This window comes from Pseudomonas sp. SW-3 (genome assembly GCF_016615645.1).
Lineage (GTDB): Bacteria > Pseudomonadota > Gammaproteobacteria > Pseudomonadales > Pseudomonadaceae > Aquipseudomonas > Aquipseudomonas mandelii.
Map to the genome: position 1 here is coordinate 4,382,097 of NZ_CP067098.1, position 26,127 is coordinate 4,408,223.

The window sequence follows — 26,127 nt, forward strand, 5'->3', positions numbered from 1 at the left end:
GCAGGCTCGCTCCCACCGTGACCGAGTTGAATCAGATCCAATGGGAGCGAGCCTGCTCGTGACAGCGGTGTAACGACTTACGAATACCGCAACGCGTGTGCTGGCTCGATCTTCGCCGCACGCCAGGCCGGGTAGACCGTCGCCAGGAAGCTCAGGACGAACCCCGCCGAGCAGATCAACAACACATCCCCACCCTGCAATTCCGAGGGCAAGTTACTGACGAAATACACGTCAGAACTGAAGATGTGCTGGCCACTGACCCGCTCCATCCACCCCACCAGTTCGCTGACGTTCAGCGCAGCTATCACGCCCAGAACGCCACCGATCAAGGTGCCGACAACCCCGATCACCGTGCCCTGCACCATGAAGATCGCCATGATCTGCCGCGGTGTGGCGCCAATGGTGCGCAGGATCGCGATGTCCGCGCCCTTGTCGTTCACCACCATGATCAACGTAGCGATGATGTTGAACGCCGCCACGGCGACGATCATCAGCAACAGCAGGCCGATCATGGTTTTTTCCATCTTCATCGCACTGAACAGACTGCCCTGGGTGTGGGTCCAGTCATCAGCCTTGTAAGCGGTGCCCAGCCCGCCCGCGATATCGCTGGAGACCTTCGGCGCCGCGTACAAATCCTTCACCGCCAAACGCACGCTCTGCACCTGGTTCGGTTCCCAGTGCTGCATCTGCGCGGCATCGGCGACGTGGATCAGCGCCATCGAGCCATCCAGCTCGGCACCGACCTTGAACACGCCCACTACGTTCAGCCGCTGCATGCGCGGGGTAATACCGCCCGGTGCGTTGCTGACTTCCGGCACGATCAGGGTGATCTTGTCGCCGACATTCAAGCGGAAACGCCGCGCGGTGATTTCGCCGATCACCACGCCGAACTCGCCCGGTTTCAACGCATCGAGACGGCCCTGAACGATGTGCTGGGCAACGATCGACACCTTGCCTTCCAGCGCGGGATCTACACCGCTGACCTGAATTGGCTGCATCGTGCCTTTATAGGAGAGCATGCCTTCCATCTCGGTGAACGGCACGGCGGCAGTGACTTCCGGGTTTTTCATCGCGGCGGCGGCCACGGGCTGCCAATCGTCGATCGGCTTCACGCCGACGATGGTCGCGTGCGGCACCATACCGAGGATGCGCGAGCTCATTTCGCGCTGGAAGCCGTTCATCACCGACAGCACCACGATCATCGCCAGCACGCCGAGGGCGAGACCGATCATCGAGGTCATCGAGATGAAGGAAACAAAGCGATTGCGGCGCTTGGCGCGGGTATAGCGCGTGCCGATAAAGATCGATAACGGTCTGAACATTCGCTGGGGCACCGTATAAAAATAAAAGACCCGACGTACTGTTCAGCACGCCGGGTTTCGGCCAATCAGATGGGCGTCAGGCAACCTTCCTGCAAATGCAGGACGCGATCCATCTGGCGAGCCAGGTTCATGTCGTGAGTCACCACCAGGAACGCCGTGCGCATCGAGGTGCTGAGTTCCAGCATCAAATCCTGAATGCCCTGGGCGGTGTGGGAGTCGAGGTTGCCGGTCGGCTCGTCGAGCATCACCAGGCCTGGCTTGTTCACCAAGGCGCGGGCGATGGCAACGCGCTGACGTTCGCCGCCGGACAGTTCAGACGGTTTGTGCTCCAGGCGATGGCCAAGCCCTACCCGCTCCAGCAACGCAGTCGCACGCTGGCGCGCTTCCGGAATCGCAGTCTTGCCGATCAGCAGCGGCATGCAGACGTTTTCCAGCGCGGTGAACTCAGGCAGCAAATGGTGGAACTGGTAGACGAAACCCAGCGACCGGTTGCGCAGCAGGCCGCGATTCTTCTCGCTCAGGGCCGACAGCTCTTCGCCATCGAGCCAGACGCTGCCCTTGGTCGGCGTGTCGAGACCGCCCAACAGGTTGAGCAAGGTACTTTTGCCCGAACCCGAGGTGCCGACAATCGCCACGCGCTCACCCGGATGCAACTCCAGTTGCAGACCGGCCAGCACTTCTACCGACTCCGGGCCTTCCTCGTAGGACTTGCCCAGGTTGCGGCAGCTCAAGATTGCTTTATCACTCATACCCAACTCACTCATAACGTAGCGCCTCCGCAGGCTGGGTGCGCGCGGCACGCCAGGCTGGATACAGGGTGGCGAGGAAACTCAGGACCAACGCGGCGGCGCAGACCATCAACACGTCCTGGCTCTGCACTTGCGACGGCAGGTAATCGATGAAATACACGTCGGCGTTCAGGAATTTGTGGCCGATCAACCCTTCGAGGGCCGAGATCGCAGCGCTGACGTTCAACGCGGCGAAGATCCCGACCACGGCGCCGATCAGCGTGCCGATCACGCCAATGACCGTGCCCTGGACCATGAAGATCGCCATGATCTGCCCCGGGGTGGAGCCCAGGGTTCGCAGAATCGCGATGTCACTCTTCTTGTCGTTCACCACCATCACCAGCGTGGAAATGATGTTGAAGGCCGCAACGGCGACGATCAGCAGCAACAGCAGGCCGATCATGGCTTTTTCCATGCGGATCGCCTGATACAGATTGCCGTGGGTACGGGTCCAGTCGCGGGCGTAGAAATGGTCCTCACCGAGTTGCTGGGCGATATTCCACGCCGTGCGCGGGGCCTGGAACAGGTCATCGAACTTCAGGCGGATGCCCTGGACCTGATCCGGCTTCCAGCGATGCATTTTCGCCAGATCCTGCAGGTTGGTGACACCCAGGTACCCGTCGATCTCACCGGCGCCGACATGGAAAATACCGACCACGGTAAAGCGTTTCATGCGCGGGAACATCCCGGCCGGGGTCACCGTGACTTCCGGTGCCACGAATGTCAGCTTGTCGCCAACCGCGGCGCCAAGCTTGGCGGCCGCCTTGTCACCGATGACAATGCCGAAGCTGCCCGGCGTGAGGTCGTCGAGTTTGCCCTGCTGCATGAAGTTATCAATGATCGAGACCTGGCGTTCCAGCGCAGGGTCGATGGCATTGAGCAGGACTTTGGAGACCTTGCCGTTGTTGGTCAGCAAACCCTGCATCTGGGTGAACGGCGCAACGGCCGTCACCTGCGGGTTCTGCTTGACCTTGGCGGCCAGGCTTTGCCAGTCGCTGATCGGTTCACCGGACTCGATGGTCGCGTGGGGCACCATGCCCAGCACGCGGGTGCGCATCTCATGATCGAAGCCGTTCATGACCGAAAGCACGACGATCATCACGACCACGCCGAGGGCGAGTCCGATCATCGAGGTCAGGGAAATGAATGACACAAAATGATTGCGGCGCTTTGCACGGGTATAACGCGTGCCAATAAATACGAAGAGAGGTCTGAACATGTCGGGGCTTGTTCGGAGGGAAAAGGAACGTCCTTGTGGCGGGGGTCGATAACCAGCTTTACACTCAGACCACCGCCGCTACCATGGGTTCGCCATGTCGACATTAGATGAAGAAGATCGCCGCGAATACTACCGTATCGAGGACACGATCGCACTGGAAATTCGGCCCCTGTCCGCTCCCGAAGCCGCAGGCCAGGAAGTGTTGCAGGATGCTTCCCCACTGTTCAACTTGCTCAGCGAACTGCACCTGAGCGAATTCGAGTCGCAACACCTGCTGCGCCAGATCAGTGAGCGCGACCGCAACCTCGCTGCGTTCCTGAAATCCCAGAACAAACGCATCGATCTGCTGAGCCAGGTGATCGCCATCACCGTACTCGGGCAGATCGGCGAGCCGCAGCCGGTGATCATTTCCGAAGGCGGTATCGACTTCCAGCACCCGACGCCCATCGCCGTGGGCGCGCACCTGTCGGTCAAACTGGTGCTGATGCCGCAAGCCCTCGGCCTGTTGCTGCGGGCCAAGGTCACGCATTGCGATCGCAAGGCTGGCGCCTACGACGTTGGCACCGAGTTCGAATACCCGACCGACGCCCAGCGCCAATTGCTGGCCCGCTACATTTTGCAGAAGCAGGCCCAGGAACGACGTCTGGCCCGCGAAAACGAATCAGGCATTTAATTTAAGGAAGAACCGTGACCCTCATCTACGGCCATCGCGGCGCCAAGGGCGAAGCACCGGAAAACACGCTCACCAGTTTCCAGCAATGCCTCAAGCATGGCGTGCGCCGCTGTGAACTGGACCTGCACCTGTCCATGGACAACGAGTTGATGGTCATCCACGACCCGACACTCAAGCGCACCACCGACCGACGCGGCAAGGTCGTCGAGCACACGGCGGCCGAGCTGGTGACCTACGACGCACGCAAGGGCGGGCCGGGCTGGATCAAGCCTTGCCCGATCCCCACGCTGGAAGAGTTGTTCGAGAAATGCGATTTCGAGCATTGGCAGCTGGAAGTCAAAAGCGCATCTCGCACCCGTGCCGCAACGACCGTGCTGGCGATACGCGAAATGGCTCAGCGTTTCGGCCTGCTCGACAAGGTCACGATCACGTCGAGTTCACGCGAAGTGCTGAAAGCCGCGCTGGACCTGGTGCCGGACGTGTCTCGTGGATTGGTGGCTGAATATGCATGGCTCGACCCGTTGAAAGTCGCCCAGAGTTACGGCTGTGAGATTCTGGCGCTGAACTGGACCCTGTGTACGCCGGAACGCCTGCAGAAGGCGCAGCGTCAGGGGCTGCATGTGTCGGTATGGACAGTCAACGAGCCCGCGCTAATGCGCAGACTCGCCGACTTCGGCGTTGACAGCCTGATTACAGACTTTCCCGGTTTGGCCAGCGCCACCCTCGAGAATTGCTGAAATCGGTCTCCCCGGCCGGCTCAGGCCACCGGCCGGAGCCACTCAAAAAAGCCGGTTGAGGCCATCGTAAGCCGCTACCCGATAGGCTTCGGCCATGGTCGGGTAGTTGAACGTCGTGTTGACGAAGTACTTCAGGGTGTTCAGTTCGCCCGGCTGACTCATGATCGCCTGACCGATGTGAACGATCTCCGAGGCCTGATAACCGAAGCAGTGAACGCCCAGCACTTCCAGGGTCTCGCGGTGGAACAGGATTTTCAGCATGCCCTGGGGCTCGCCGGCAATCTGTGCACGCGCCATGCCCTTGAAGAACGCCTTGCCCACTTCGTAGGGCACCTTGGCCTGAGTCAGCTCCTGCTCGTTCTTGCCGATCGAGCTGATCTCCGGAATGGTGTAGATACCGGTCGGCACGTCGTTAACGAAGCGCCAGCTGTTGTTATCGACGATGCTGCCAGCGGCCGAACGACCCTGGTCGTGGGCGGCACTGGCCAGGCTCGGCCAGCCGATCACGTCACCGGCACCGTAAATGTTCGGTACGCAGGTGCGATAGGCTTCGTCGACTTCGATCTGGCCACGGCTGTTGACCTTCACGCCGATGTTTTCCAGACCCAGCTGGTCGGTGTTACCGGTACGACCGTTGCACCAGAGCAAGGCATCGGCCTTGATCTTCTTGCCGGACTTGAGGTGCAGGATCACGCCGCTGTCCACGCCTTCGACGCGGTCGTAGTCTTCGTTGTGGCGAACCGTGATGTTGTTGTTGCTGAAGTGGTAGCTCAGGGCCTGGGAAATTTCCGAGTCCAGGAAACTCAGCAACTGACCGCGGTTGTCCACCAGTTCAACCAGCACACCCAGGCCACTGAAGATCGACGCGTATTCGCAACCGATCACGCCAGCGCCGTAAACGATGAGTTTGCGCGGGGTGTGGCCGAGGCTGAGGATGGTGTCGCTATCGTAGATGCGCGGGTGATGGAAATCGATGTCCGCTGGGCGATAAGGACGCGAGCCGGTGGCGATGATGATGTGCTTGGCCACCAGTTTTTCGACCACACCGTTGGCGCAGACCACTTCGATGGTTTGCTCGTCGGCGAAGCTGCCGGTGCCGAAGAACACGTCGACGCGATTACGGGCGTAGTAGCCGGTGCGCGAGGCGACTTGTTTGGAAATGACTTTTTCGGCGCTTTTCAGCACGTCCGGAAACGAGAACCAGCGCGGCTCACCAATGGCCCGGAACATCGGGTTGGTGTTGAACTGCATGATCTGCCGGACCGAGTGACGCAGTGCCTTGGACGGGATGGTACCCAGGTGGGTGCAGTTGCCGCCGACCTGGCGACGGCTATCGACCATCGCCACCTTGCGCCCTGCTTTGGCGGCGTTCATTGCCGCGCCTTCTCCCGCCGGGCCGGAACCCAGTACCACCACGTCGTAGTTGTAGACAGCCATGCGTACTCCTCAGAACAGGCCGCAGTGCCCTCGGCACCTGCGGCTAAATCACGCCGATCTGTGGCGTGAAGGAACAATTTGGGGCCAATGCAGAACCCGGACACAGTCTATAGAAGCGTCAACGCCGGGCACATTAACCCTTGGTCGCGTCGTAGGCTAGTTTTGCCTGCACTACAACGCCAGTCTTCGATGCGCGAACCGCCGCAATCATTCAGTTTTGCCGCCACTGAGGCGCTCAAAAGCCTGATTGGTTCGTGTGACGAAACCTGTATCGGCACGGATCACAAAAAATGCGCCGATATCGTGTTTTTCTGCGTAGTCCCAACCGCGCTCCGGTCCGAGAATCAGCAACAGCGTCGATAAGCCATCGGCCATTAACGCTGAAGGATTAATCACTGTGACCGACGCCAGGGTGTGTGAGACCGGCGCACCGGTGCGGGCATCGAAGGTGTGGGAATAGCGCCGACCGTCCTGCTCGAAATAGTTACGGTAGTCGCCGGAAGTGGACACTCCGTAGCCGTCGACAACAATCACACGTTCGGCCACTTGCCGATCATCCCGAGGCTCTTCCAGAGCGATGCGCCATGGCGAGCCGTCGTGTTTCTTGCCGGCCGCCTTGAGTTCGCCGGTGACCTCGACCAGGTAGCTGCGGATGCCCATCGCTTCGAGTTTTTCGGCAATGGTATCGACGGCGTAACCGGCGGCGATGCTGTTGAAGTCGACTTCGACGGCGGCGTCCTTGCACAGCTGATCGCGATCGATGCGCAGGTGTTGGTAGCCAACCCTCTGCCTTACTTCGGCGAGCGACTGGGCGGTGGGGACTTTTTCCTCACGGGCTTGCGGGCCGAACCCCCAGAGATTGAGCAGCGGTTCCACAGTCAGGTCGTAGGAACCTTCGCTTTGTTCCGACAGCAGCTGAGCAACGCGGATCAGTTTGAGGATCGGCGTGGGCATTTTCTGACAGCGATTGGCGGGGAGATCGTTGAAGCGCTCGATGTCCGAATCGCTGCGGTAGGTCGAGAATTGTCGATCCACTTCAGCGAGGATATTTTCTACTTCAGCCTGCACCGCTTTCGGCCCGAGCGTGTAGGAGTGCCTCACGTATTGAATGGAATAACGACTGCCCATGGCTGGGCCGTCGAAGCGTTCCAGACTGTCGCCGTTGCCACAACCGGACAAAACACCGACCAGCATCACAATCCCAGTCCACCGTCCAGTTAACAAATCTTCATCTCCCCCCAAAACCGCGGCCGCCATTATGGGCTTCAGAGCGCATGGGAGCCAGACCTGCCTCATCTGCCTGTCAGACGCAAAACCTGTGGGAGCCTCACTTCGCCACACAGGCTCGTGCAGGTGCAGTGCGTTCAAACAAGACTTACCAGAGTGAGTATCTACAAATGTCCTCCAACACGAGCAAAGGCAAGGCGATTTTTCGCGTTGTCAGCGGTAACTTTCTCGAAATGTTCGACTTTATGGTCTACGGCTTTTACGCCACGGCCATCGCGAAAACGTTCTTTCCTGCCGACAGCGCTTTCGCCTCCCTGATGTTGTCGCTGGCCACTTTCGGTGCTGGTTTCCTGATGCGCCCGCTGGGCGCGATTTTCCTCGGCGCCTACATCGACCGTCATGGCCGCCGCAAAGGCTTGATCATCACCCTGGCGATGATGGCTGCCGGCACGGTGCTGATTGCCTGCGTGCCGGGTTACGCCACCCTCGGCGTGGCCGCGCCGCTGCTCGTGCTGTTCGGCCGCCTGCTGCAAGGCTTCTCGGCCGGCGTGGAACTGGGCGGCGTGTCGGTGTACCTGGCAGAGATTTCCACGCCGGGTCGCAAGGGCTTCTTTGTCAGTTGGCAATCCGCCAGTCAGCAAGCCGCGGTGGTGTTCGCCGGTCTGCTGGGAGTCGGTTTGAACCATTGGCTCAGCCCCGAAGAAATGGGTGACTGGGGCTGGCGTGTTCCATTCCTGATCGGCTGCATGATTGTGCCGGTGATTTTCGTGATTCGTCGTTCGCTTGAAGAAACCCCGGAATTCCAGGCGCGCAAACACCGCCCTACCCTGCGGGACGTCGTCCGCTCGATCAGTCAGAACTTTGGCATCGTCATCGCCGGCATGGCATTGGTGGTGATGACCACCGTGTCGTTCTACCTGATCACCGCCTACACCCCGACCTTCGGCAAAGCCGAATTGCATCTGTCGGATCTGGATGCGTTGCTGGTGACGGTCTGTATCGGTCTGTCGAATTTTTTCTGGCTGCCTGTCATGGGTGCCGTGTCCGACAAGATCGGGCGCAAACCCCTACTCCTGGCGGCGACCATTCTGGCGATCCTTACGGCCTACCCTGCCTTGTCATGGCTGGTGGCGAACCCGAGCTTCAGCCATTTGCTGATCGTCGAGTTGTGGCTGTCGTTCCTGTACGGCTCGTACAACGGCGCCATGGTGGTGGCGCTGACCGAGATCATGCCGGTGGAAGTTCGTACCACCGGCTTCTCCCTGGCCTACAGCCTGGCGACTGCAACGTTCGGCGGGTTTACACCTGCGGCGTGTACGTACTTGATCCATGTGCTGGATAACAAGGCAGCGCCGGGGATCTGGCTCACTGGCGCGGCGGTGCTGGGGTTGATTGCGACGCTGGTGTTGTTCAAAGGCAATCGGCATGAACTGCGGACTGCGCAAGCCGCGGTGGTCGGCGGCGCCTGACAAATCGCTTTCGCGGGCAAGCCTCGCTCCTTCAGGTCATTTGCCAGTTTTGAGCGGGCGCATGCCCGCGTAAAGGCCGGCACAAACCACACCTCTGGAAACTGACAAATTGCACAAACAAAAACGCCCCGACCAAAGTCGGGGCGTTTCATGTGCAGCTAAGGCTTAGCGCGGGAATGCTGGCGGGTTTACACCGGCCATGTCTTCCATCACGCGAACCACCTGGCAGCTGTAACCGAACTCGTTGTCGTACCAGACGTACAGAACAACGCGGTTGTCTTGGGTGATGGTTGCTTCAGCATCCACAACGCCTGCGTGGCGCGAGCCAACGAAGTCGGTGGAAACCACTTCCTGCGAATTGACGTAGTCGATTTGCTTATGCAGATCGGAGTGCATGGCCATCTGGCGCAGGTACTCGTTGATCTCTTCACGAGTGGTGGCTTTCTCAAGGTTCAGGTTGAGAATGGCCATCGACACGTTTGGCGTCGGAACGCGGATCGCGTTACCGGTCAGCTTGCCGGCCAGCTCAGGCAGTGCCTTGGCAGCAGCAGTGGCAGCACCGGTCTCGGTGATCACCATGTTCAGCGCGGCACTACGGCCACGGCGATCGCCTTTGTGGAAGTTGTCGATCAGGTTCTGGTCGTTGGTGTACGAGTGAACGGTTTCAACGTGACCATTTACGATGCCGAACTTGTCGTTCACAGCTTTGAGCACCGGCACGATGGCGTTGGTGGTGCAGGAAGCGGCGGAAACGATCTTGTCGTCAGCAGTGATATCACCGTGGTTGATGCCGTGAACGATGTTCTTCAGCTTGCCTTTACCCGGCGCGGTCAGAACAACGCGGTCGATACCTGGGCAAGCCAGGTGTTGACCCAGGCCCTCGGCGTCACGCCAAACACCGGTGTTGTCCACCAGCAGGGCGTCTTTGATGCCGTACTGGGTGTAATCCACTTCAGTCGGGTTTTTCGCGTAGATCACCTGGATCAGGTTGCCGTTGGCGGTGATGGTGTTGTTGGCTTCATCAATAGTGATGGTGCCGTCGAACGGACCATGAACCGAGTCACGACGCAGCAGGCTTGCACGCTTGACCAGATCGTTCTCGGCGCCCTTGCGGACAACGATGGCGCGCAGACGCAGGCCGTCGCCACCACCGGTTTTCTCGATCAGGATGCGCGCCAGCAGACGACCGATACGACCGAAGCCGTACAGGACAACGTCGGTGCCTTTGCGAGCGGAAACGTTCTGCTGACCAACGACGTCAGCCAGTTCTTCGCGGACGAACTGCTCGGCAGTGCGGCCATTGCCTTCGGCTTTGAACTTGACCGCAAGCTTGCCCAGGTCAACCGAAGCGGCGCCGAGCTTGAGCTCGCTCATCGCCTTGAGCAGCGGGAATGTTTCGTGGACGGACAATTCGCTGTCATCGGACTGACGATGACGAGCAAAGCGGTGAGCTTTGAGAATCGCAATGACTGAACGATTGATCAGGCTGCGGCCATAGATCGAGCTCACCACGTTGTTATTGCGGTAGAGCTGACCGATAAGCGGAATCATCGCTTCTGCGAGTGCTTCACGGTCGATCCATTCACCAAGACACTGGTCGGGCTTCTGAGTCACGGGAACCTTCCACATGTAGGGGCAGAAAAAAGGGGCTACATTATGCCGCCGAGTGCCTCCCGTAGCAATGCGCGCCTGTCGTGCGATCCGTAACAAAATCGGGTTCAAAAAAATCACGCAGCGACGCAGCCCAGTAAAACCGGGGCTTTCAGCGCAGTCAATTTTTTGGAGATACCGCTGTCTTATCCGTAACCCTCCGTAACACTCGGTCGTTTTGCCACTACATAATCATCAATTTCCGGTAAAAAACCGGCGAATTTTGTCTTTACCACTACATTTCGCCAAACCTGCGTAATAGACACAGTCTGCAACTGACAGGCGGCACCCGGGGCCGCTACAATTACCGACTTTGTCGCAACGCTTGGAGCTCAACCTTCCGTGCCCGTTCTGCGTCTACCGCTTCTCCCTGCCGCGGCAGGTAAACAGCACTGGGGCAACCTGCCCGGTGCCGCCCTTAGCCTGGCCATCGCCGAGGCTGCCAGCGCTGCCAAGCGCTTTACCCTGCTGCTGACCGCCGACAGCCAAAGTGCCGAACGGCTGGAACAGGAGCTGAGTTTCTTCGCCCCGGATTTGCCTGTGCTGCATTTCCCGGACTGGGAAACCCTGCCTTACGATCTGTTTTCCCCCCACCAGGACATCATTTCCCAGCGCATCGCGGCCTTATATAGGTTGCCGGAGCTGAGCCATGGCGTATTGGTCGTACCGATCACCACCGCGCTGCACCGCCTCGCGCCGACCAAATTCCTGCTCGGCAGCAGCCTGGTGCTGGACGTTGGCCAGAAGCTCGACGTCGAGCAAATGCGCACCCGACTTGAAGCCAGTGGCTATCGCTACGTCGACACAGTGTACGAGCACGGCGAGTTCACGGTGCGCGGCTCGCTGATCGACCTGTTCCCGATGGGCAGCAAACTGCCCTTCCGTATCGACTTGTTCGACGACGAAATCGAAACGCTGCGTACCTTCGACCCGGAAAACCAGCGCTCCATCGATAAAGTCGACACCGTTCGCCTGCTGCCCGCGCGGGAATTCCCGCTGCAGAAAGATGCGGTCACCCGCTTCAAGGCACGCTTTCGCGAGCGTTTCGATGTCGACTTCCGTCGCTGCCCGATCTTTCAAGACCTGAGCAGCGGGATTACACCGGCCGGTATCGAGTACTACCTGCCGCTGTTCTTCGACGAAACCTCGACGCTGTTCGATTACCTGCCCCAGGACACACAAGTGTTTTCTCTGCCGGGCATCGAGCAGGCAGCGGAAAACTTCTGGAACGACGTGCGCAATCGCTACGAAGAACGCCGCGTCGATCCGTCCCGTCCTTTATTACCTCCGGCCGAACTGTTCCTGCCGGTGGAAGACTGCTTTGCGCGCCTGAAGAGCTGGCCGCGGGTAGTGGCCAGTCAACAGGACGTGGAAACCGGCGTCGGTCGCGAGCGCTTCCCTGCGCGCGAACTGCCGAACCTGGCCATCGAAGCCAAGGCCACCCAGCCGTTGGCGGCGCTGGCCGGCTTCCTCGACGAGTTTCCCGGGCGCGTGCTGTTTACCGCTGAGTCCGCGGGTCGTCGTGAAGTGCTGCTGGAATTGCTCGAACGCCTGAAGCTGCGACCGAAAACCGTCGACAGCTGGCCGGACTTTGTCGCAAGCAAGGAGCGATTGGCGATCACCATCGCGCCGCTCGACGAAGGCCTGGTACTCGACGACCCGGCCCTGGCGCTGGTGGCCGAAAGCCCGTTGTTCGGTCAGCGGGTGATGCAACGTCGTCGCCGCGAAAAACGCGCCGATGCCAACAACGATGCAGTCATCAAGAACCTTACCGAGCTGCGCGAAGGCGCGCCGGTGGTGCATATCGATCACGGCGTCGGTCGCTACCTGGGTCTGGCGACCCTGGAAATCGACGATCAGGCTGCCGAGTTCTTGACCCTGCAATACGCAGAGGGCGCCAAGCTCTATGTGCCAGTGGCCAACCTGCACCTGATTGCTCGCTACACCGGTAGCGACGATGCCCTGGCCCCGCTGCACCGCCTCGGCTCGGAAACCTGGCAGAAAGCCAAACGCAAAGCCGCCGAGCAAGTGCGCGACGTCGCGGCCGAGCTGCTCGACATCTATGCCCGTCGCGCCGCTCGCGAAGGTTATGCCTTCGAAGACCCGAAAGCCGACTACGCAACCTTCAGTGCCGGTTTCCCGTTCGAAGAAACCCCGGATCAGCAAACCACCATCGACGCCGTCCGCGCCGACATGCTGGCACCGAAGCCGATGGACCGCCTGGTCTGCGGCGACGTGGGCTTCGGCAAGACTGAAGTGGCGATGCGCGCGGCGTTCATTGCGGTGCATGGCGGTCGCCAGGTGGCGATCCTGGTGCCGACGACCCTGCTCGCCCAGCAGCATTACAACAGCTTCCGCGACCGCTTCGCCGACTGGCCGGTGAGCGTGGAAGTGATGAGCCGCTTCAAGTCGACCAAGGAAGTCAACGCCGCAGTGGCGGACCTCGCCGAAGGCAAGATCGACATCGTCATCGGCACGCACAAGTTGCTGCAGGACGACGTGAAAATCAAAAACCTCGGGTTGGTCATCATCGACGAAGAGCATCGTTTTGGTGTCCGTCAAAAAGAACAGCTCAAGGCCCTGCGCAGTGAGGTCGACATTCTTACCCTGACCGCCACGCCGATTCCGCGCACGCTGAACATGGCGGTGTCGGGCATGCGCGACCTGTCGATCATTGCCACGCCGCCAGCCCGTCGCCTGTCGGTGCGGACTTTCGTCATGGAGCAGAACAAGAGCACGGTCAAAGAGGCCCTGCTACGTGAGTTGCTGCGCGGCGGTCAGGTCTATTACCTGCACAACGACGTCAAGACCATCGAGAAGTGTGCCGCCGACCTCGCCGAACTGGTGCCGGAAGCGCGGATCGGCATCGGCCACGGGCAGATGCGCGAACGCGATCTCGAACAGGTGATGAGCGACTTTTATCACAAGCGCTTCAACGTGCTGATTGCCTCGACCATCATCGAGACCGGCATCGACGTGCCGAGCGCCAACACCATCATCATCGAGCGTGCCGACAAATTTGGCCTGGCGCAGCTGCACCAATTGCGCGGCCGCGTCGGTCGCAGTCACCACCAGGCTTACGCTTATTTGCTGACCCCGCCACGCCAGCAGATCACTCCCGACGCCGAAAAACGTCTGGAAGCGATCGCCAACACCCAGGACCTCGGCGCAGGCTTCGTGCTCGCCACCAACGACCTGGAGATCCGTGGCGCCGGCGAACTGCTGGGCGACGGTCAGAGCGGTCAGATCCAGGCGGTCGGTTTCACCCTGTACATGGAAATGCTCGAACGCGCGGTGAAGTCGATCCGCAAGGGCGAACAACCGAACCTTGATCAACCGCTGGGCGGTGGTCCGGAAGTCAATCTGCGCGTCCCGGCGTTGATTCCCGAAGCCTACTTGCCGGACGTGCATGCCCGACTGATTCTCTACAAACGCATTGCCTCGGCCACCGATGAGGAAGGCCTCAAAGACCTGCAAGTGGAGATGATCGACCGTTTCGGCCTGCTGCCGGAACCGACGAAGAACCTGATGCGCATCACGGCATTGAAGCTGCAAGCCGAACTGCTGGGCATCAAGAAAGTCGACGGTGGCCCGCAAGGCGGCCGGATCGAGTTCGCCGCGCAGACGCCGGTCGACCCGCTGACCCTGATCAAACTGATCCAGGGCCAGCCCAAACGCTACAAATTCGAAGGTGCCACGATGTTTAAATTCATGGTCCCGATGGAGCGCCCGGAAGAGCGCTTTAATACTGTAGAGGCGCTGCTTGAGTGCCTCATTCCGAAAACTGCTTGAAGGACGCCGCATGCGCCTGTTTTGTTTACTGACTTTGCTGACCACCCTGGTCGCTCCTACGGCGTTTGCCGATGACCTGTACCAGGTTGAAATGATCCTGGTGCGGCAAAACGCCGTGCCAGCCATTGTCAGCAAAGCCGCACCGGAAGACTGGGCTGCCGGTGCAAAAAGTATCAGCAAGGACAACCTGCGCACGCCAAGCCTGAATAATGAAGTGCAAAAACTCAGCGCCAGCAGCGATTACACGGTGTTAATGCACAAGGCCTGGCAACAGAACCTGGGCGAAGATGCCCGCAAGATCGCCATCAGTGAGGGCAAGGAACAGTTCGGCCAGTTCCCGATCGAGGGCACGTTGAGCTTGAAACTGGGACGTTTTACCGACGTCGACGCGGATTTCTGGGTCAACCAGATCGACGCCAATGGTTTGGTCACCGCCAGCGAACGCCTGAAGCAGGAAAGCCACACCAAGAACGGCCAGCTGAACTTCCTCGACAACGGCCACCTCGGCCTGCTGATCAAGATCACCTCGCTCACCGCCCCTGCGCCTCGGCCAGTCCCCGATGAAATTCCGGACTGATTGAGTCCCTATGTCAGCGACCCTGAGCAAACCCCTGGCACCTTCCTGGGTCAGCCGATTCAAGGAACAGAGCCTGGAGCGTGGCCGTCGCTACGCGCTGGAGAACCGCGTCAGGATCGTCGAGGCTGGCGATGCCACGATCGTCGCCGCTTGCGAAGGCTCTGGCGGTAACGTGTACCGCCAGACCATTCGCCTGCGCGAGTCGGCCAAAGCGACCTTGCTGATGGTCGACGCCACGTGCACGTGCCCGGTTCACGTCAACTGCAAACATTGCGCGGCGGTGCTGCTGAAGGTGCAGGAAACCCTCGCCTACCCCGCCGCCGCACAAGACGCCGAACTGCTGGAGAAACTTCAGGCGGTATTGGAAAACCGCAGCCCAAAGGCGCCACCCCAAGTCCTTGTGGACAACGTGCAACCGATACCGCGCCTGTGGCTGGCGAGCATCGAGTTCAGCGCCTTCGAACCACGCAACGGCAAGATGCAGCGCTACATCCAGCATCGGGCGGCGCTGTCGTTCAGCTATCTGGATGAGTACGTTTCCGGGCAGAAGAACGCCGATGTACTGATTCGCCAGGAAACCCAGACGCTACGGATAAAACGCCACCCGGAAGTCGAACAGGCCTACCGGGAGCAGCTGCGAATTCTCGGTTTCAAGATCGCCACCCGACAAAGCAAGGCCTTGCCGGAAAGCGCTGGCGAACTCTATGAAATGGTCAACGACAGCGCCTGGCTGACCTTCACCCTCAATGAATTGCCGAAACTGCGCACTCAAGGTTGGGAGCTGCAGATCGACGAAGATTTCGGCTTCGACCTGACCGCCGTGGACGATTGGTACGCCACCGTCGAGCAGGCACCGGAGCGCGACTGGTTTGATCTGGAGCTGGGGATCATCGTCAACGGCGAGCGCTTGAGCTTGCTGCCGATCCTGCTGAACCTGATGCGCTCCCACACCGAAATCCTCAATCCGGAACGCCTCGCCCGCCGACGCGACGACGAACTGATTCTGGTGAACATTCCCAACCGCCCGAATTCCCAGCACGGCCCCTTGCAGGTCGCCCTGCCCTTCGGCCGCTTGAAACCGGTGCTGGCGACGCTTGGCGAGTTCTACCTGCAAGAGCCCGGCGAAACCACGCTGCGCCTGAGCAAGGCCGACGCCACGCGCCTGAATCCGCTGGAAGGCATGCCGCTGCTTTGGGAAGGTGGCGAGCAGATCCGCACGTTTGCCCAGCGCCTGCGGGACATCAAGGATTACACCGCAACAGCCCCCGAAGGCTTGAACGCGACCTTGCGCCCATATCAGCTGGAAGGCTTGAGCTGGATGCAGTCGCTGCGGCAACTGGAAGTCGGCGGAATTCTCGCGGACGACATGGGGCTGGGTAAAACCCTACAGACGCTGGCGCATATTCTTAGTGAGAAGAACGCCGGACGCCTCGACCGGCCGTGCATGGTGGTGATGCCCACCAGCCTGATCCCGAACTGGCTCGATGAAGCCGCGCACTTCACGCCACAGCTCAAAGTGCTGGCGCTGTACGGCGCCAGTCGCAAAAAACACTTTGATCACCTAGTCGATTACGACCTGATCCTCACCACCTATGCACTGCTGCCAAAGGACGTCGACCGCCTGGCCGCGCAGCCGCTGCACGTGCTGGTACTGGACGAAGCGCAATACATCAAGAACCCCAACAGCAAGGCCGCCCACGCCGCCCGCGAGCTGAATGCGCGCCAGCGCCTGTGCCTGAGTGGCACGCCGCTGGAAAACCACCTCGGCGAGCTGTGGTCGCTGTTCCACTTCCTCTTGCCTGGCTGGCTTGGCGACGTGAAAAGCTTCAACCGCGATTACCGCGTACCGATTGAAAAACGCGCCAGTGAAGTCAGACTTCAGCACCTCAACGGTCGGATCAAACCGTTCCTGCTGCGCAGGACCAAGGAGCAGGTCGCGACGGAATTGCCGCCGAAGACCGAGATCATCCATTGGGTCGAGCTCAACGAAGCCCAGCGCGATGTGTATGAAACCATGCGCCTGGCGATGGACAAGAAAGTCCGCGACGAGATCACTCGCAAAGGCGTGGCGCGCAGCCAAATCATCATTCTCGAAGCGCTGCTGAAACTGCGCCAGGTGTGCTGCGACTTGCGCCTGGTCAACGATGCCGTGCAGCCGACTCGCGGCAGTACCTCGGGCAAGCTCGACAGCCTGATGGAAATGCTGGATGAGCTGTTTGAGGAAGGTCGGCGGATTTTGCTGTTTTCGCAATTCACCTCGATGCTGGCGTTGATCGAGGTCGAACTGAAGAAACGCGGTGTTGAATACGCGTTGCTGACGGGACAGACCCGTGACCGCCGCGCCCCCGTGAAGGACTTTCAGAGCGGCAAGCGTCAGATCTTTCTGATCAGCTTGAAGGCAGGCGGTGTCGGTTTGAACCTGACGGAAGCGGATACGGTGATCCACTACGATCCTTGGTGGAACCCGGCGACGGAAAATCAGGCGACAGATCGGGCGTATCGCATTGGCCAGGAGAAGCCGGTGTTCGTCTACAAGATGATTGCCCGCGGCACGGTGGAAGAGAAGATTCAGCACCTGCAAAAGGAAAAATCCGACCTGGCGGCCGGTGTGCTGGATGGGCGCAAGACTGGCGACTGGAAGTTGCAGAGCGATGATATTGAAGCGTTGTTTGCGCCGTTGCCGGATAAGCTCGAGAAACGCTGAGGTCTGCGGCGCCCGGCAGATCGATTTCGCGGGCAAGCCACGCGCCCACAGGTTCAGCGATCATCCTGTGGAAGCGTGTCTTGCCCGCGATAGGGTCAACTCGTTTTCAGTCAAGAGATCGGAAATCAGGACTTGAGATTTGGCAACGGTGCAAACAGCGCTTCAATGTCACTCTGCTCAAGCTTCCAGCCACCCGTCGCTCCACCTTCAAGCACCGCCCCGGCCAGCGCGGCCTTCTCCAACTGCAATGCCTGAATTTTTTCTTCTACGGTGCCACGGGCTATCAGCTTGTAGACGAACACAGGTTTGTTTTGCCCGATCCTGTAGGCCCGATCAGTCGCCTGGTTTTCGACCGCAGGGTTCCACCAGGGATCAAAATGGATGACTGTATCCGCAGCTGTCAGGTTCAGACCTGTGCCGCCAGCCTTCAAACTGATCAGAAACAGCGGCACTTTACCGCTCTGAAAGTCCTTGACCGGTGTGCGCCGATCCGTTGTCTCACCCGTCAACAACGAGTAACCCTGACCACGTTGCTGCAACTCGTCCTCAATCAAGGCGAGCATCGAAGTGAACTGTGAAAACAGCAGCACCTTGCGGCCTTCGCTGAGCAACTCCTCCAGCATCTCCATCAGGCTGACCAGTTTCCCGCTGCCAGAACGAAGGGCTTTGGCGGTGAGCGGCGTTTTGATCAACCGCAGATCGCAGCACACCTGACGCAGCTTGAGCAATGCATCGAGGATGATGATTTGACTGCGCCCGACACCACTGCGGGCAATTTCGTCACGCACCTTCTTATCCATTGCTACGCGCACGGTTTCATACACATCCCGCTGCCCATCGCTGAGATCAACCCAATGCACAATCTCGGTTTTCGGTGGTAATTCGGTTGCCACCTGATCTTTCTTGCGACGTAGCAAAAAGGGCTTTATCCGGGCCGTCAGATGTTGCATCCGTTCGTTATTGCCGTGCTTCTCGATCGGCGTGCGGTAGTCGCGATTGAAGGTTTTGCTGTCGCCAAGCCAGCCAGGCAGCAAAAAGTGAAATTGCGACCACAACTCGCCGAGATGATTTTCCAGCGGGGTGCCGGACAGACACAATCGCTGGCGGGCCTGCAGGTCTCGGGCTGCTTGAGCCGCTTTGCTGACCGGATTCTTGATGTTCTGCGCCTCATCGAGAATCAGCACACTCCAGACCTGAGGCTGTAAAACCTCCAGATCGCGCGGCAACAGCGCGTAGGTGGTCAATACCAAGTCGTATTCGGCAAGACTGGCAAAGTCTTTTTGCCGCGCCGCACCATGCAGTGCCAAGACCTTCAACTGCGGGGTAAAGCGCTGCGATTCGTCGAGCCAGTTGGGGATCAGACTGGTGGGCATCACAGCCAGTGCCGGACGATCAAGCCGCCCGGCCTGTTTTTCTGTCAGCAGATGAGCCAGGGTTTGCAGGGTTTTCCCCAGGCCCATGTCGTCGCCGAGAATACCGCCGACCTCCAGTTCTCGAAGGGTTTGCATCCAGTTCAGCCCTTCCAGCTGATAAGGTCTTAGCGTCGCGTTCAGGCCCTCGGGCGCCGGGACATGAGCATGGATCGACTCCCGTAAACGCTTTGCAAAACTGCGCAGCCGTTCACCGCCCTGCCAGACCAGCGGAATGCCTTCCAGCGCACTCAGCCGCGCCGCATCCGGAGCACTCAAACGCAACGAGTCGCCCAGATGTTTACCCAGGTACAACTCGCCAAGGGTCGCCATCAGCGGTTTTATCCGGCCAAAAGGGAGTGCGACTTTGCCATGGGATTTACCACCGAAACGCCCATCGCCAAGTTCAATCAGTAGCTGTTCGTCATCATTGCGGCGGGCCAAGCTCGCAGGTTCCATCAACTGTGGCTGGCTACGTAGCAAATGCAGCAGGATGGGCAACAGGCTATGACGCTCGCCGTTGACGACGATGCCCAGCTGCAAATCGAACCACTGGCGCCCCGACTCCTCCTCGACTTCTGCATACCACTGTTCGACGGGGTGCACGTTGAAGTCAAAGTTATCGCTGATATCGATCAGCCAGTTTTTCTCCCGCAGCGCCGGGATGCCATGGTGCACAAAAGCAAGCCAGGCCGCGTCATCCGGCAGGGCGAACATTTCGCCTGGACGATCCAGGTTGCTTTTGCGTGTGGCCTTTTTAAAGCCATGTTTTTGCAGGGCTTGGCGCAAGGTTTTTTCGGCGACAGGGTTGCGCTGGATGCGCTGGGTTTCGGTACCCGAAAGGATCAGCACCTCCGGGTTTCGGTCCGACGTCGGATGGCCGTTGTAGGTAAACGCCAATGCAGCCCGGTGCTCTGGCTCGTACTGCCAGCGGACGTAACGCTTGCCGCTGGCGAGCGCCAGGTGAGCCTGAGGAAAAATGCCTTCGACGACCCGTTCCGTCAGGGCGTACGGAGGTGGTGCTGCCCGGGTCGCAGCGGTCATCCGCTGGCTGAATTGCATCGCCTGACCTGCAGGAATATCGGGAGCCAATGACAAGTGACGGGCCAGCTTTTCGTCCAGCTCGCTGAACAGCGGTCCGACTTGCAGCCGCTCGCGATCCAGATAATACAAGGGTTCCAGGGCCAGGATCGTTTCCACTGGCGCTTGGTCGCTGCTCCATTGAGGGCGAAAACTGCCATTGGATTGTTCGGCCCAGGAAAATTGACCTGTTCTTCTCATTCCCGGCGTCAGGGGTTGTGGCTGTTCGAGGTCAAGGAAAAAGCGCGAGGTTCGCAACAGCATTTCGATAAGTTCCACCCCACTGCTGCCTTCCAAGGGGTAGCCGGCGTAATGGGCGTGGTGGGAGTGAACGGCGACCAACAATCTGGCGATCCGCAGATCCAGTTCGGTCAGGTAACCGGGTTGCCGAATCAGCGTATCCGACAGCGAGTACACCGGCTTGATGTCTTGCAGGCGGCCGTCCTTGAGCTGATGGGCCTTGAAAATTTCCAGCGTCCATTTCCCGGCAGAGGATGTTGCCCTGAGTTTGTAAAACAGGCGCGTGCCTGCTCCCTGCGCCGACTCGTCAGGGGGATTGCTTGCAGAAGGAATACCGTCAATCCAGCGCTCCAGTTCACGATTCAAGTGAACCTGGACGGCACTTTGAGGCGCGTTAACGGGATGTTCTTGCAGGTGATAGATGACTGCGGCGCAGTGCTTGCAATTGAACATGACAGGACAGGAGCAAACGCATTGGAGCTGCGCTTGCCCACGCCGATCTTCAGTGAGCTCAATGACCTGCTCGTATGCCTGCGCCTGGGAGCCGATGCACGTAGCGATAACCATAAGGTCATCAATTTGACGGATCGTTATCCGATCCTCATCCGCGTACCTGCGAGCTTTTTCCAGAGCACGATGGCTGAACACCTCTGCCCAGGGTAGCGCATGAAGTTGCTCAGTTATTGTGGTCACGACATCAACACCGCTTGAAACTCATTGAATCGTAAAGCAGCCAGGCACCTAATCCGACCGCTGATACTCAACCCGCCAACACCCGCGCCAACGTGGACTTGACCTTGCCCATCCCGTCCTGCAACGCCTGCTCGATCTCGGCCATGGTGATCACCGCCGTGGACTTGCCCGCTGCCGGGTTCACCACCAGCGCCAGACACGCATAATCCAGTTCCAGCTCACGGGCTAACGCCGCTTCCGGCATGCCGGTCATGCCGACGATGTCGCAGCCGTCGCGTTCCAGTTTTGCGATTTCAGCGACGGTTTCCAGACGTGGGCCCTGGGTGCAGGCGTAGATGCCCTGACTGCTGTAATCGACGCCTTCAGCCGCCAATGCCGCGATCAATTGCTGGCGCAGTGGCTCGCTGTAGGGATAGCTGAAATCGATGTGGGTGACGTGATCCAGGTCGCCAGCGAAATAGGTGTGCTCGCGACCGCTGGTGTAGTCGATCAACTGATGAGGCACACAAAAGTGTCCAGTACCCATTGCAGCATGAATTCCGCCCACGGCGTTGACCGCGAGGATCGCCTCGGCACCCGCCTGTTTCAGCGCCCAAAGGTTGGCGCGGTAATTCACCTGATGCGGCGGAAAACGGTGCGGGTGACCGTGGCGGGCGAGGAACAGCACTTCCTTGCCGGCGTATTCACCAAACTGCACGTCGGCCGAAGGCGCGCCATAGGGCGTGTCCACCGCCAGCGACTGACGAATGTTCAGGCCTTCGAGTTGGGTCAGGCCGGTGCCACCGATAATCGCGTAAACCGTCATAACGAAAAGTCCTTATTCAATCAGTTGAGCTTCTTTAAGCGCGCCTATGGCAGTCAGCCAGCGCGGGTTCTGACGGTATTCAGTGTTGGCATACGACTGGCCACGCATCCGCGCAATGCGCTCGGATGGCTTGACCTTCAAGCGCTGGGCAGCGCTCAAGGCCAGCTCCGCTGCAGCGCGGTCGTTACACACCAGGCCCATGTCGCAGCCAGCGGTCAGCGCGGCCTCGATACGGCTGGCGGCATCGCCTACCACGTGGGCACCGGCCATGGACAGGTCGTCACTGAAGATCACACCATCGAATTGCAGCTCACCGCGCAAAATGTCCTGCAACCAGCGGCGGGAAAACCCGGCCGGCTGGGAATCGACTTGCGGGTAAATAACGTGGGCTGGCATGACGGCGGCCAGTTGTTTGCTCAATCTGGCGAACGGCACCAGGTCGTTGGCGCGGATTTCATCGAGGCTGCGTTCGTCGTTCGGGATCGCGACGTGGGAATCCGCCTCGGCCCAGCCGTGACCGGGAAAATGCTTGCCGGTGGCAGCCATGCCGGCGCTGTTCATGCCGCGAATGAATGCACCCGCCAGCAGCGCTGCGCGCTCCGGGTCACCTTCAAACGAACGGGTGCCGACGACGGCGCTGCGCTGGTAATCCAGGTCCAGCACCGGGGCGAAACTCAGATCGAGGCCAACGGCCAGCACTTCGGTGGCCATGATCCAGCCGCACTGCTCGGCCAGGTATTCGGCGTTCGGATTGTCGGCGATGGCGCGCATGGCCGGCAGCCGCACGAAGCCTTGGCGCAGACGCTGAACGCGACCGCCTTCCTGATCCACCGCCAGCAGCAGGTCGGGACGAATGGCGCGGATCGCAGCGCTCAACTCGCGCACCTGACGCGGATTTTCGATGTTACGGGCGAAAATGATCAGGCCACCCACTTCGGGCTGACGCAACAATTGGCGATCTTCGGCCGTCAGCCAGGTACCGGCGACGTCCACCATCAACGAGCCTTGCAGGCCAGCAGTCATAGAGATTCCTTGATAACGAAAAACCCGGCGCGCACGCGCTCGCCGCCTTGGGCTGTGCCCGGCAGGTCGGCGACATCAATGGGAAGCGGGTTCAGAACGAGAGTCGGCATGGGCGGCTAGCTTAGCGGATGTCAGTCGCCGCGCCCACCCGTGCGCGGCTAAACCTTGGCGGCAGCCGGGGCCGACTTGCTGCGCGGACGCAGTTGTGCGGTGGCCATGGCCACATCGGTGACGCCTGTTTCGGCACGCATGCCTGCGGCCAGGAACGGCACCATCAGACGCATCACTTGCTCAATGGAGGTGTTAACGCCGAAATCGGTCTCGGCAATGGCGCGCAACGCCTTGATACCGGACATGCTGAACGCCGCAGCGCCGAGCATGAAGTGCACGCGCCAGAACAGTTCGATCGGCGGAATACGCGGCGCGGCTTCGTTGACCAGCATCATGTAGCGGCGGAACACCTTGCCGTACATGTCTTCCAGATAACGACGCAGGTGGCCCTGGCTTTGACTGAACGCCAACCCCAGCAAGCGCATGAAGATAGACAGATCGTTGCCGCTGCGCGGCTGCACGACGAGGGCTTGCTCAACGAGAATCTCGAGCAACTCTTCGAGTGTCGGCTTGTTTTCAGGCTTGGACTGACGCCGCTCCAGCTCTTTATCAAGGCTCAGGCAAAATGGCCCGAGAAAGCGCGAGAAGACAGCCTGGATCAGCGCCTTCTTCGAACCGAAGTGATAATTCACCGCCGCCAGATTGACACCGGCTTTGCTGGTGATCAGACGCAACGAGGTTTCGGCGAAACCTTTTTCCGCGAACAACTGCTCGGCAGCATCAAGAATGCGTTCAACGGTTTCCGACTGGGCCATGGCTACTCCGCCTGACAAACACTTGTTTGAAACATACGTTTCAGCCTGTGCATTGTCAAGCCTGCCGGTTCGTTTTGGGAATGGTCGGTCAGCTATTTAACCATACAACGGCGAGGCTTTAATCAGCTGGCTGATCGACCGTCCAGCGGCCGGCGAAAAAAGGGGCATTGCCAAGACCGTTCCACTGTATATAATCCCAGTCACTGTATAAAAAGACAGAGCGATCAATATGCTAAAGCTGACGCCACGCCAAGCAGAGATTCTGGCCTTCATCAAACGCTGCCTCGAAGACAACGGCTACCCGCCGACCCGTGCGGAAATCGCTCAGGAACTGGGTTTCAAGTCGCCTAACGCGGCGGAAGAACACCTCAAGGCGCTGGCCCGCAAGGGTGCAATCGAGATGACCCCGGGCGCTTCCCGTGGCATCCGCATTCCGGGCTTCGAAGCCAAGGCCGACGAGTCTACTCTGCCGATCATTGGCCGGGTGGCTGCCGGTGCGCCGATTCTGGCCCAGCAGCACATCGAGGAGTCCTGCAACATCAACCCTGCCTTCTTCCATCCGCGTGCTGACTATCTGCTGCGCGTTCATGGCATGAGCATGAAGGACGTCGGCATTTTCGACGGCGACCTGTTGGCCGTCCACACCACCCGGGAAGCCCGCAATGGCCAGATCGTCGTGGCGCGGATCGGTGACGAAGTGACCGTCAAGCGCTTCAAGCGAGATGGCAGCAAGGTCTGGTTAATTGCCGAAAACCCTGAATTCGCCCCTATCGAAGTCAACCTGAAAGATCAGGAACTGGTGATTGAAGGCTTGAGTGTCGGCGTCATTCGCCGCTAAAGGAGGCTTTATGCAGTTCCCACACACATCGCAGCAAGCACAACTGCCGTTGTTCGAGGCATTCATGGTGCAGCCGTTGGCCCCGATCCTGAAAGACGTGGTCGAGTCGCCCTGGAACGCAGAACCCGAAGTCTTCAGCGAGCTTTCACTACGTGGTGCAGCCGGGAATTGCTTGAACCTTTTGGCGCCGATTCTTCGTGAATTGAGTCAGGATCAAGACGCGCGGTGGCTGACACTGATCGCCCCGCCCGCCAGCCTGACTCAGACGTGGTTGCGGGACGCCGGTCTTAACCGCGAACGCATCCTGCTGCTGCAACCTCGCGGCACTCAGAGCGCTCAGCAGTTGACCTGCGAAGCCTTGCGCCTGGGCCGCAGCCATACGGTTGTCAGTTGGCTCAACCCATTGAACGCAAACTCACGGCAACAGTTGATCAGCGCAGCCCGTACCGGAGATGCGCAGAGCCTGAATATTCGCTTGGGTTAATGTATCAATAATGCGCGCAACGCAAAGCGCGGGGCTTCTCAAAGGATAGAGAAGCCGGTTCGTAACCGTATTAGCAGAAAGCGACGAATGGGATCAGTGGAGGACCCGCGAACTCTCATCCGTATTAAATTCGCCTTCAACCAGGCGTCCTGCCATCTGAACACCGACGCTCAACATCGCCTTGGCGACTTCCACGTGCTGGCCCTGCAGGAAAGCCTTGGCATCCTCGGAGAAATCCAAAGTAACCAGAGAACCCTCGTCCTCGGCCCTGCGCAGCTCAATCCGGCCGTCTGGTAACTCGACAATTTCTAGAAAGGACGTTGGCATAAAGGTCTGTTCTCCACGAAAGGCGGGGATTATATAGGCATCGGCCAGGCTTCGCTCGGTAACTTGACCAGCAGCGCTTTTAATCGCGCCGCCGGCTCTCAGTCGATCAGCACTCGTTCAAACCTTCGCGAAACCGGATCGCCAACCCTTTGAGGTTCTGACGCCAGCTCTCCAGCTCTTCGCGACTCAATTCCTCAGGCACGTCTTCCTCATCCAGGTTAACGGCCAGGATGAGCGGCTGAGTCACGTCGCCCTTGGGCTTATGCGGAGCGCGAGGCGGTTGAAACATCGCCGCGTGAGCCGCCAGCAGCTTCGCCAGCCAGGTTTCCGGATTCTGGGCCAGCTCGAACATCTCAGCCATCTCCGGAATGGCGATGGCTTCCAGCACTTCGCGGGTCAGCAACATTTCTGCCCGAGGTGCATTGGCCTGAGGCAAGCGGTAGAAGCCAGCGATTTCATGGCACAGCCCCAGCAACGCACCGTACAGGTGAAACAACGTCGACTCGCGCCCAGCCTGAATCAGCGCCAGGGAGTTCATCGCCCGCCCCTCTTCAGCCTTGGCTAGCGCTTCCAGCGACAGGCCGGCGAAATAAATCTTCTGGTTGGTACGGGTATAGAGTTCGTGGGCCATGACGGCAGCCTCCACAACGAAATAATTGCTTCACGCAGGTCAGACAGTGTCGTGGATCCGCCGATCCTACCGCAAGCACAAAACAAAAAGGCCGCATGAAAACCAGTAGGTTGTCATGCGGCCTTTTCAGTACAGC

Annotated in this window: 21 protein-coding genes; 9 read left to right on the plus strand and 12 right to left on the minus strand. The window is 59.5% G+C overall.

What is annotated here, in order from left to right:
- Positions 1–77: 77 nt before the first annotated feature.
- The 3 genes from JIO00_RS19685 to JIO00_RS19695 all read right to left on the minus strand — a co-directional run bounded on the left by JIO00_RS19685 (position 78) and on the right by JIO00_RS19695 (position 3,329).
- Positions 78–1,322 carry a lipoprotein-releasing ABC transporter permease subunit gene (locus tag JIO00_RS19685; RefSeq protein WP_010456313.1) on the minus strand — a complete coding sequence of 415 codons (1,245 nt, stop codon included), beginning with the start codon at positions 1,320–1,322 and terminating at the stop codon, positions 78–80.
- A gap of 65 nt (positions 1,323–1,387) precedes the next feature.
- Positions 1,388–2,071, minus strand: coding sequence for a lipoprotein-releasing ABC transporter ATP-binding protein LolD (gene lolD / locus JIO00_RS19690; RefSeq protein WP_167360488.1), 684 nt, complete (start codon positions 2,069–2,071; stop codon positions 1,388–1,390).
- A 7-nt stretch (positions 2,072–2,078) separates the two neighbouring features.
- Positions 2,079–3,329 (minus strand): lipoprotein-releasing ABC transporter permease subunit, encoded by a 1,251-nt coding sequence (locus tag JIO00_RS19695; protein WP_200666687.1) that lies wholly within the window; start codon positions 3,327–3,329, stop codon positions 2,079–2,081.
- A 94-nt stretch (positions 3,330–3,423) separates the two neighbouring features.
- Between JIO00_RS19695 and JIO00_RS19700 the strand changes: the two genes are divergently transcribed.
- Both JIO00_RS19700 and JIO00_RS19705 read left to right on the plus strand, forming a co-directional pair.
- Positions 3,424–4,002: a PilZ domain-containing protein gene (locus JIO00_RS19700; RefSeq protein WP_010456319.1), complete on the plus strand. Its 579-nt coding sequence runs from the start codon at positions 3,424–3,426 to the stop codon at positions 4,000–4,002.
- A gap of 14 nt (positions 4,003–4,016) precedes the next feature.
- Positions 4,017–4,739, plus strand: coding sequence for a glycerophosphodiester phosphodiesterase (locus JIO00_RS19705; RefSeq protein ID WP_010456321.1), 723 nt, complete (start codon positions 4,017–4,019; stop codon positions 4,737–4,739).
- 42 nt (positions 4,740–4,781) lie between these two features.
- Here JIO00_RS19705 and sthA read toward each other — a convergent pair whose 3' ends face one another.
- Together sthA and JIO00_RS19715 are read right to left on the minus strand one after the other, a co-directional pair.
- A complete protein-coding gene (sthA, locus tag JIO00_RS19710) occupies positions 4,782–6,176 on the minus strand; it encodes a Si-specific NAD(P)(+) transhydrogenase (RefSeq protein WP_010456323.1) in 1,395 nt (464 codons plus the stop codon).
- A 207-nt stretch (positions 6,177–6,383) separates the two neighbouring features.
- Positions 6,384–7,370: an FAD:protein FMN transferase gene (locus JIO00_RS19715; protein ID WP_010456325.1), complete on the minus strand. Its 987-nt coding sequence runs from the start codon at positions 7,368–7,370 to the stop codon at positions 6,384–6,386.
- A 203-nt stretch (positions 7,371–7,573) separates the two neighbouring features.
- On the opposite strand from JIO00_RS19715, the gene JIO00_RS19720 reads away from it, so the two are divergent.
- Positions 7,574–8,872, plus strand: coding sequence for an MFS transporter (locus JIO00_RS19720; protein WP_010456327.1), 1,299 nt, complete (start codon positions 7,574–7,576; stop codon positions 8,870–8,872).
- A gap of 165 nt (positions 8,873–9,037) precedes the next feature.
- Here JIO00_RS19720 and JIO00_RS19725 read toward each other — a convergent pair whose 3' ends face one another.
- Positions 9,038–10,501: a glyceraldehyde-3-phosphate dehydrogenase gene (locus JIO00_RS19725; RefSeq protein ID WP_042932690.1), complete on the minus strand. Its 1,464-nt coding sequence runs from the start codon at positions 10,499–10,501 to the stop codon at positions 9,038–9,040.
- A gap of 363 nt (positions 10,502–10,864) precedes the next feature.
- Here JIO00_RS19725 and mfd point away from each other — a divergent pair, with 363 nt between their 5' ends.
- From mfd to JIO00_RS19740, 3 genes are read left to right on the plus strand one after another with little or no spacing between them, the layout of a single operon-like run.
- A complete protein-coding gene (gene mfd, locus JIO00_RS19730) occupies positions 10,865–14,314 on the plus strand; it encodes a transcription-repair coupling factor (RefSeq protein WP_154912812.1) in 3,450 nt (1,149 codons plus the stop codon).
- A 10-nt stretch (positions 14,315–14,324) separates the two neighbouring features.
- Complete coding sequence (locus tag JIO00_RS19735; RefSeq protein WP_200666689.1) at positions 14,325–14,891, plus strand: CsiV family protein; 567 nt, start codon at positions 14,325–14,327, stop codon at positions 14,889–14,891.
- Positions 14,892–14,901: 10 nt separating this feature from the next.
- Entirely contained in the window at positions 14,902–17,595 is a 2,694-nt protein-coding gene (locus JIO00_RS19740) for a DEAD/DEAH box helicase (protein WP_200666691.1), read from the plus strand.
- A gap of 125 nt (positions 17,596–17,720) precedes the next feature.
- Here JIO00_RS19740 and JIO00_RS19745 read toward each other — a convergent pair whose 3' ends face one another.
- A complete protein-coding gene (locus tag JIO00_RS19745) occupies positions 17,721–20,777 on the minus strand; it encodes a DEAD/DEAH box helicase (RefSeq protein WP_234452909.1) in 3,057 nt (1,018 codons plus the stop codon).
- Positions 20,778–20,798: 21 nt separating this feature from the next.
- On the opposite strand from JIO00_RS19745, the gene JIO00_RS29890 reads away from it, so the two are divergent.
- Positions 20,799–20,987 carry a hypothetical protein gene (locus tag JIO00_RS29890; protein WP_010456339.1) on the plus strand — a complete coding sequence of 63 codons (189 nt, stop codon included), beginning with the start codon at positions 20,799–20,801 and terminating at the stop codon, positions 20,985–20,987.
- 97 nt (positions 20,988–21,084) lie between these two features.
- On the opposite strand, the gene JIO00_RS19750 is transcribed toward JIO00_RS29890, so the two are convergent.
- From JIO00_RS19750 to JIO00_RS19760, 3 genes are all read right to left on the minus strand, one after another.
- Entirely contained in the window at positions 21,085–21,822 is a 738-nt protein-coding gene (locus JIO00_RS19750) for an S-methyl-5'-thioinosine phosphorylase (RefSeq protein WP_010456341.1), read from the minus strand.
- Between the two features lie 12 nt (positions 21,823–21,834).
- The gene (gene nagZ / locus JIO00_RS19755; RefSeq protein WP_169857079.1) at positions 21,835–22,833 is read right to left on the minus strand and encodes a beta-N-acetylhexosaminidase; all 999 of its coding nucleotides are present in this window, start codon (positions 22,831–22,833) and stop codon (positions 21,835–21,837) included.
- A gap of 170 nt (positions 22,834–23,003) precedes the next feature.
- A complete protein-coding gene (locus tag JIO00_RS19760; protein ID WP_010456345.1) occupies positions 23,004–23,711 on the minus strand; it encodes a TetR/AcrR family transcriptional regulator in 708 nt (235 codons plus the stop codon).
- Between the two features lie 229 nt (positions 23,712–23,940).
- On the opposite strand from JIO00_RS19760, the gene lexA reads away from it, so the two are divergent.
- Positions 23,941–24,549 carry a transcriptional repressor LexA gene (gene lexA, locus JIO00_RS19765; RefSeq protein ID WP_007944149.1) on the plus strand — a complete coding sequence of 203 codons (609 nt, stop codon included), beginning with the start codon at positions 23,941–23,943 and terminating at the stop codon, positions 24,547–24,549.
- A gap of 10 nt (positions 24,550–24,559) precedes the next feature.
- Positions 24,560–25,033, plus strand: a complete 474-nt coding sequence (sulA, locus tag JIO00_RS19770) for an SOS-induced cell division inhibitor SulA (protein ID WP_010456350.1) — start codon at positions 24,560–24,562, stop codon at positions 25,031–25,033.
- Positions 25,034–25,126: 93 nt separating this feature from the next.
- Here sulA and JIO00_RS19775 read toward each other — a convergent pair whose 3' ends face one another.
- Together JIO00_RS19775 and JIO00_RS19780 are read right to left on the minus strand one after the other, a co-directional pair.
- On the minus strand, positions 25,127–25,360 hold the full coding sequence (locus JIO00_RS19775; protein ID WP_010456352.1) for a hypothetical protein: 234 nt from the start codon (positions 25,358–25,360) through the stop codon (positions 25,127–25,129).
- Positions 25,361–25,466: 106 nt separating this feature from the next.
- Positions 25,467–25,991 carry a DUF6586 family protein gene (locus JIO00_RS19780; protein WP_083376185.1) on the minus strand — a complete coding sequence of 175 codons (525 nt, stop codon included), beginning with the start codon at positions 25,989–25,991 and terminating at the stop codon, positions 25,467–25,469.
- Positions 25,992–26,127 lie beyond the last annotated feature (136 nt).

Bases quoted from the DNA above. Each gene is read 5' to 3' on its own strand.
- JIO00_RS19685 (WP_010456313.1), bottom strand. From the start codon at position 1,322: ATGTTCAGACCGTTATCGATCTTTATCGGCACGCGCTATACCCGCGCC.
- lolD (WP_167360488.1), bottom strand. From the start codon at position 2,071: ATGAGTGATAAAGCAATCTTGAGCTGCCGCAACCTGGGCAAGTCCTAC.
- JIO00_RS19695 (WP_200666687.1), bottom strand. From the start codon at position 3,329: ATGTTCAGACCTCTCTTCGTATTTATTGGCACGCGTTATACCCGTGCA.
- JIO00_RS19700 (WP_010456319.1), top strand. From the start codon at position 3,424: ATGTCGACATTAGATGAAGAAGATCGCCGCGAATACTACCGTATCGAG.
- sthA (WP_010456323.1), bottom strand. From the start codon at position 6,176: ATGGCTGTCTACAACTACGACGTGGTGGTACTGGGTTCCGGCCCGGCG.
- JIO00_RS19715 (WP_010456325.1), bottom strand. From the start codon at position 7,370: ATGCTGGTCGGTGTTTTGTCCGGTTGTGGCAACGGCGACAGTCTGGAA.
- JIO00_RS19720 (WP_010456327.1), top strand. From the start codon at position 7,574: ATGTCCTCCAACACGAGCAAAGGCAAGGCGATTTTTCGCGTTGTCAGC.
- JIO00_RS19725 (WP_042932690.1), bottom strand. From the start codon at position 10,501: ATGTGGAAGGTTCCCGTGACTCAGAAGCCCGACCAGTGTCTTGGTGAA.
- JIO00_RS19735 (WP_200666689.1), top strand. From the start codon at position 14,325: ATGCGCCTGTTTTGTTTACTGACTTTGCTGACCACCCTGGTCGCTCCT.
- JIO00_RS19740 (WP_200666691.1), top strand. From the start codon at position 14,902: ATGTCAGCGACCCTGAGCAAACCCCTGGCACCTTCCTGGGTCAGCCGA.
- JIO00_RS19745 (WP_234452909.1), bottom strand. From the start codon at position 20,777: ATGTTCAATTGCAAGCACTGCGCCGCAGTCATCTATCACCTGCAAGAA.
- JIO00_RS19750 (WP_010456341.1), bottom strand. From the start codon at position 21,822: ATGACGGTTTACGCGATTATCGGTGGCACCGGCCTGACCCAACTCGAA.
- JIO00_RS19760 (WP_010456345.1), bottom strand. From the start codon at position 23,711: ATGGCCCAGTCGGAAACCGTTGAACGCATTCTTGATGCTGCCGAGCAG.
- lexA (WP_007944149.1), top strand. From the start codon at position 23,941: ATGCTAAAGCTGACGCCACGCCAAGCAGAGATTCTGGCCTTCATCAAA.
- sulA (WP_010456350.1), top strand. From the start codon at position 24,560: ATGCAGTTCCCACACACATCGCAGCAAGCACAACTGCCGTTGTTCGAG.
- JIO00_RS19775 (WP_010456352.1), bottom strand. From the start codon at position 25,360: ATGCCAACGTCCTTTCTAGAAATTGTCGAGTTACCAGACGGCCGGATT.
- JIO00_RS19780 (WP_083376185.1), bottom strand. From the start codon at position 25,991: ATGGCCCACGAACTCTATACCCGTACCAACCAGAAGATTTATTTCGCC.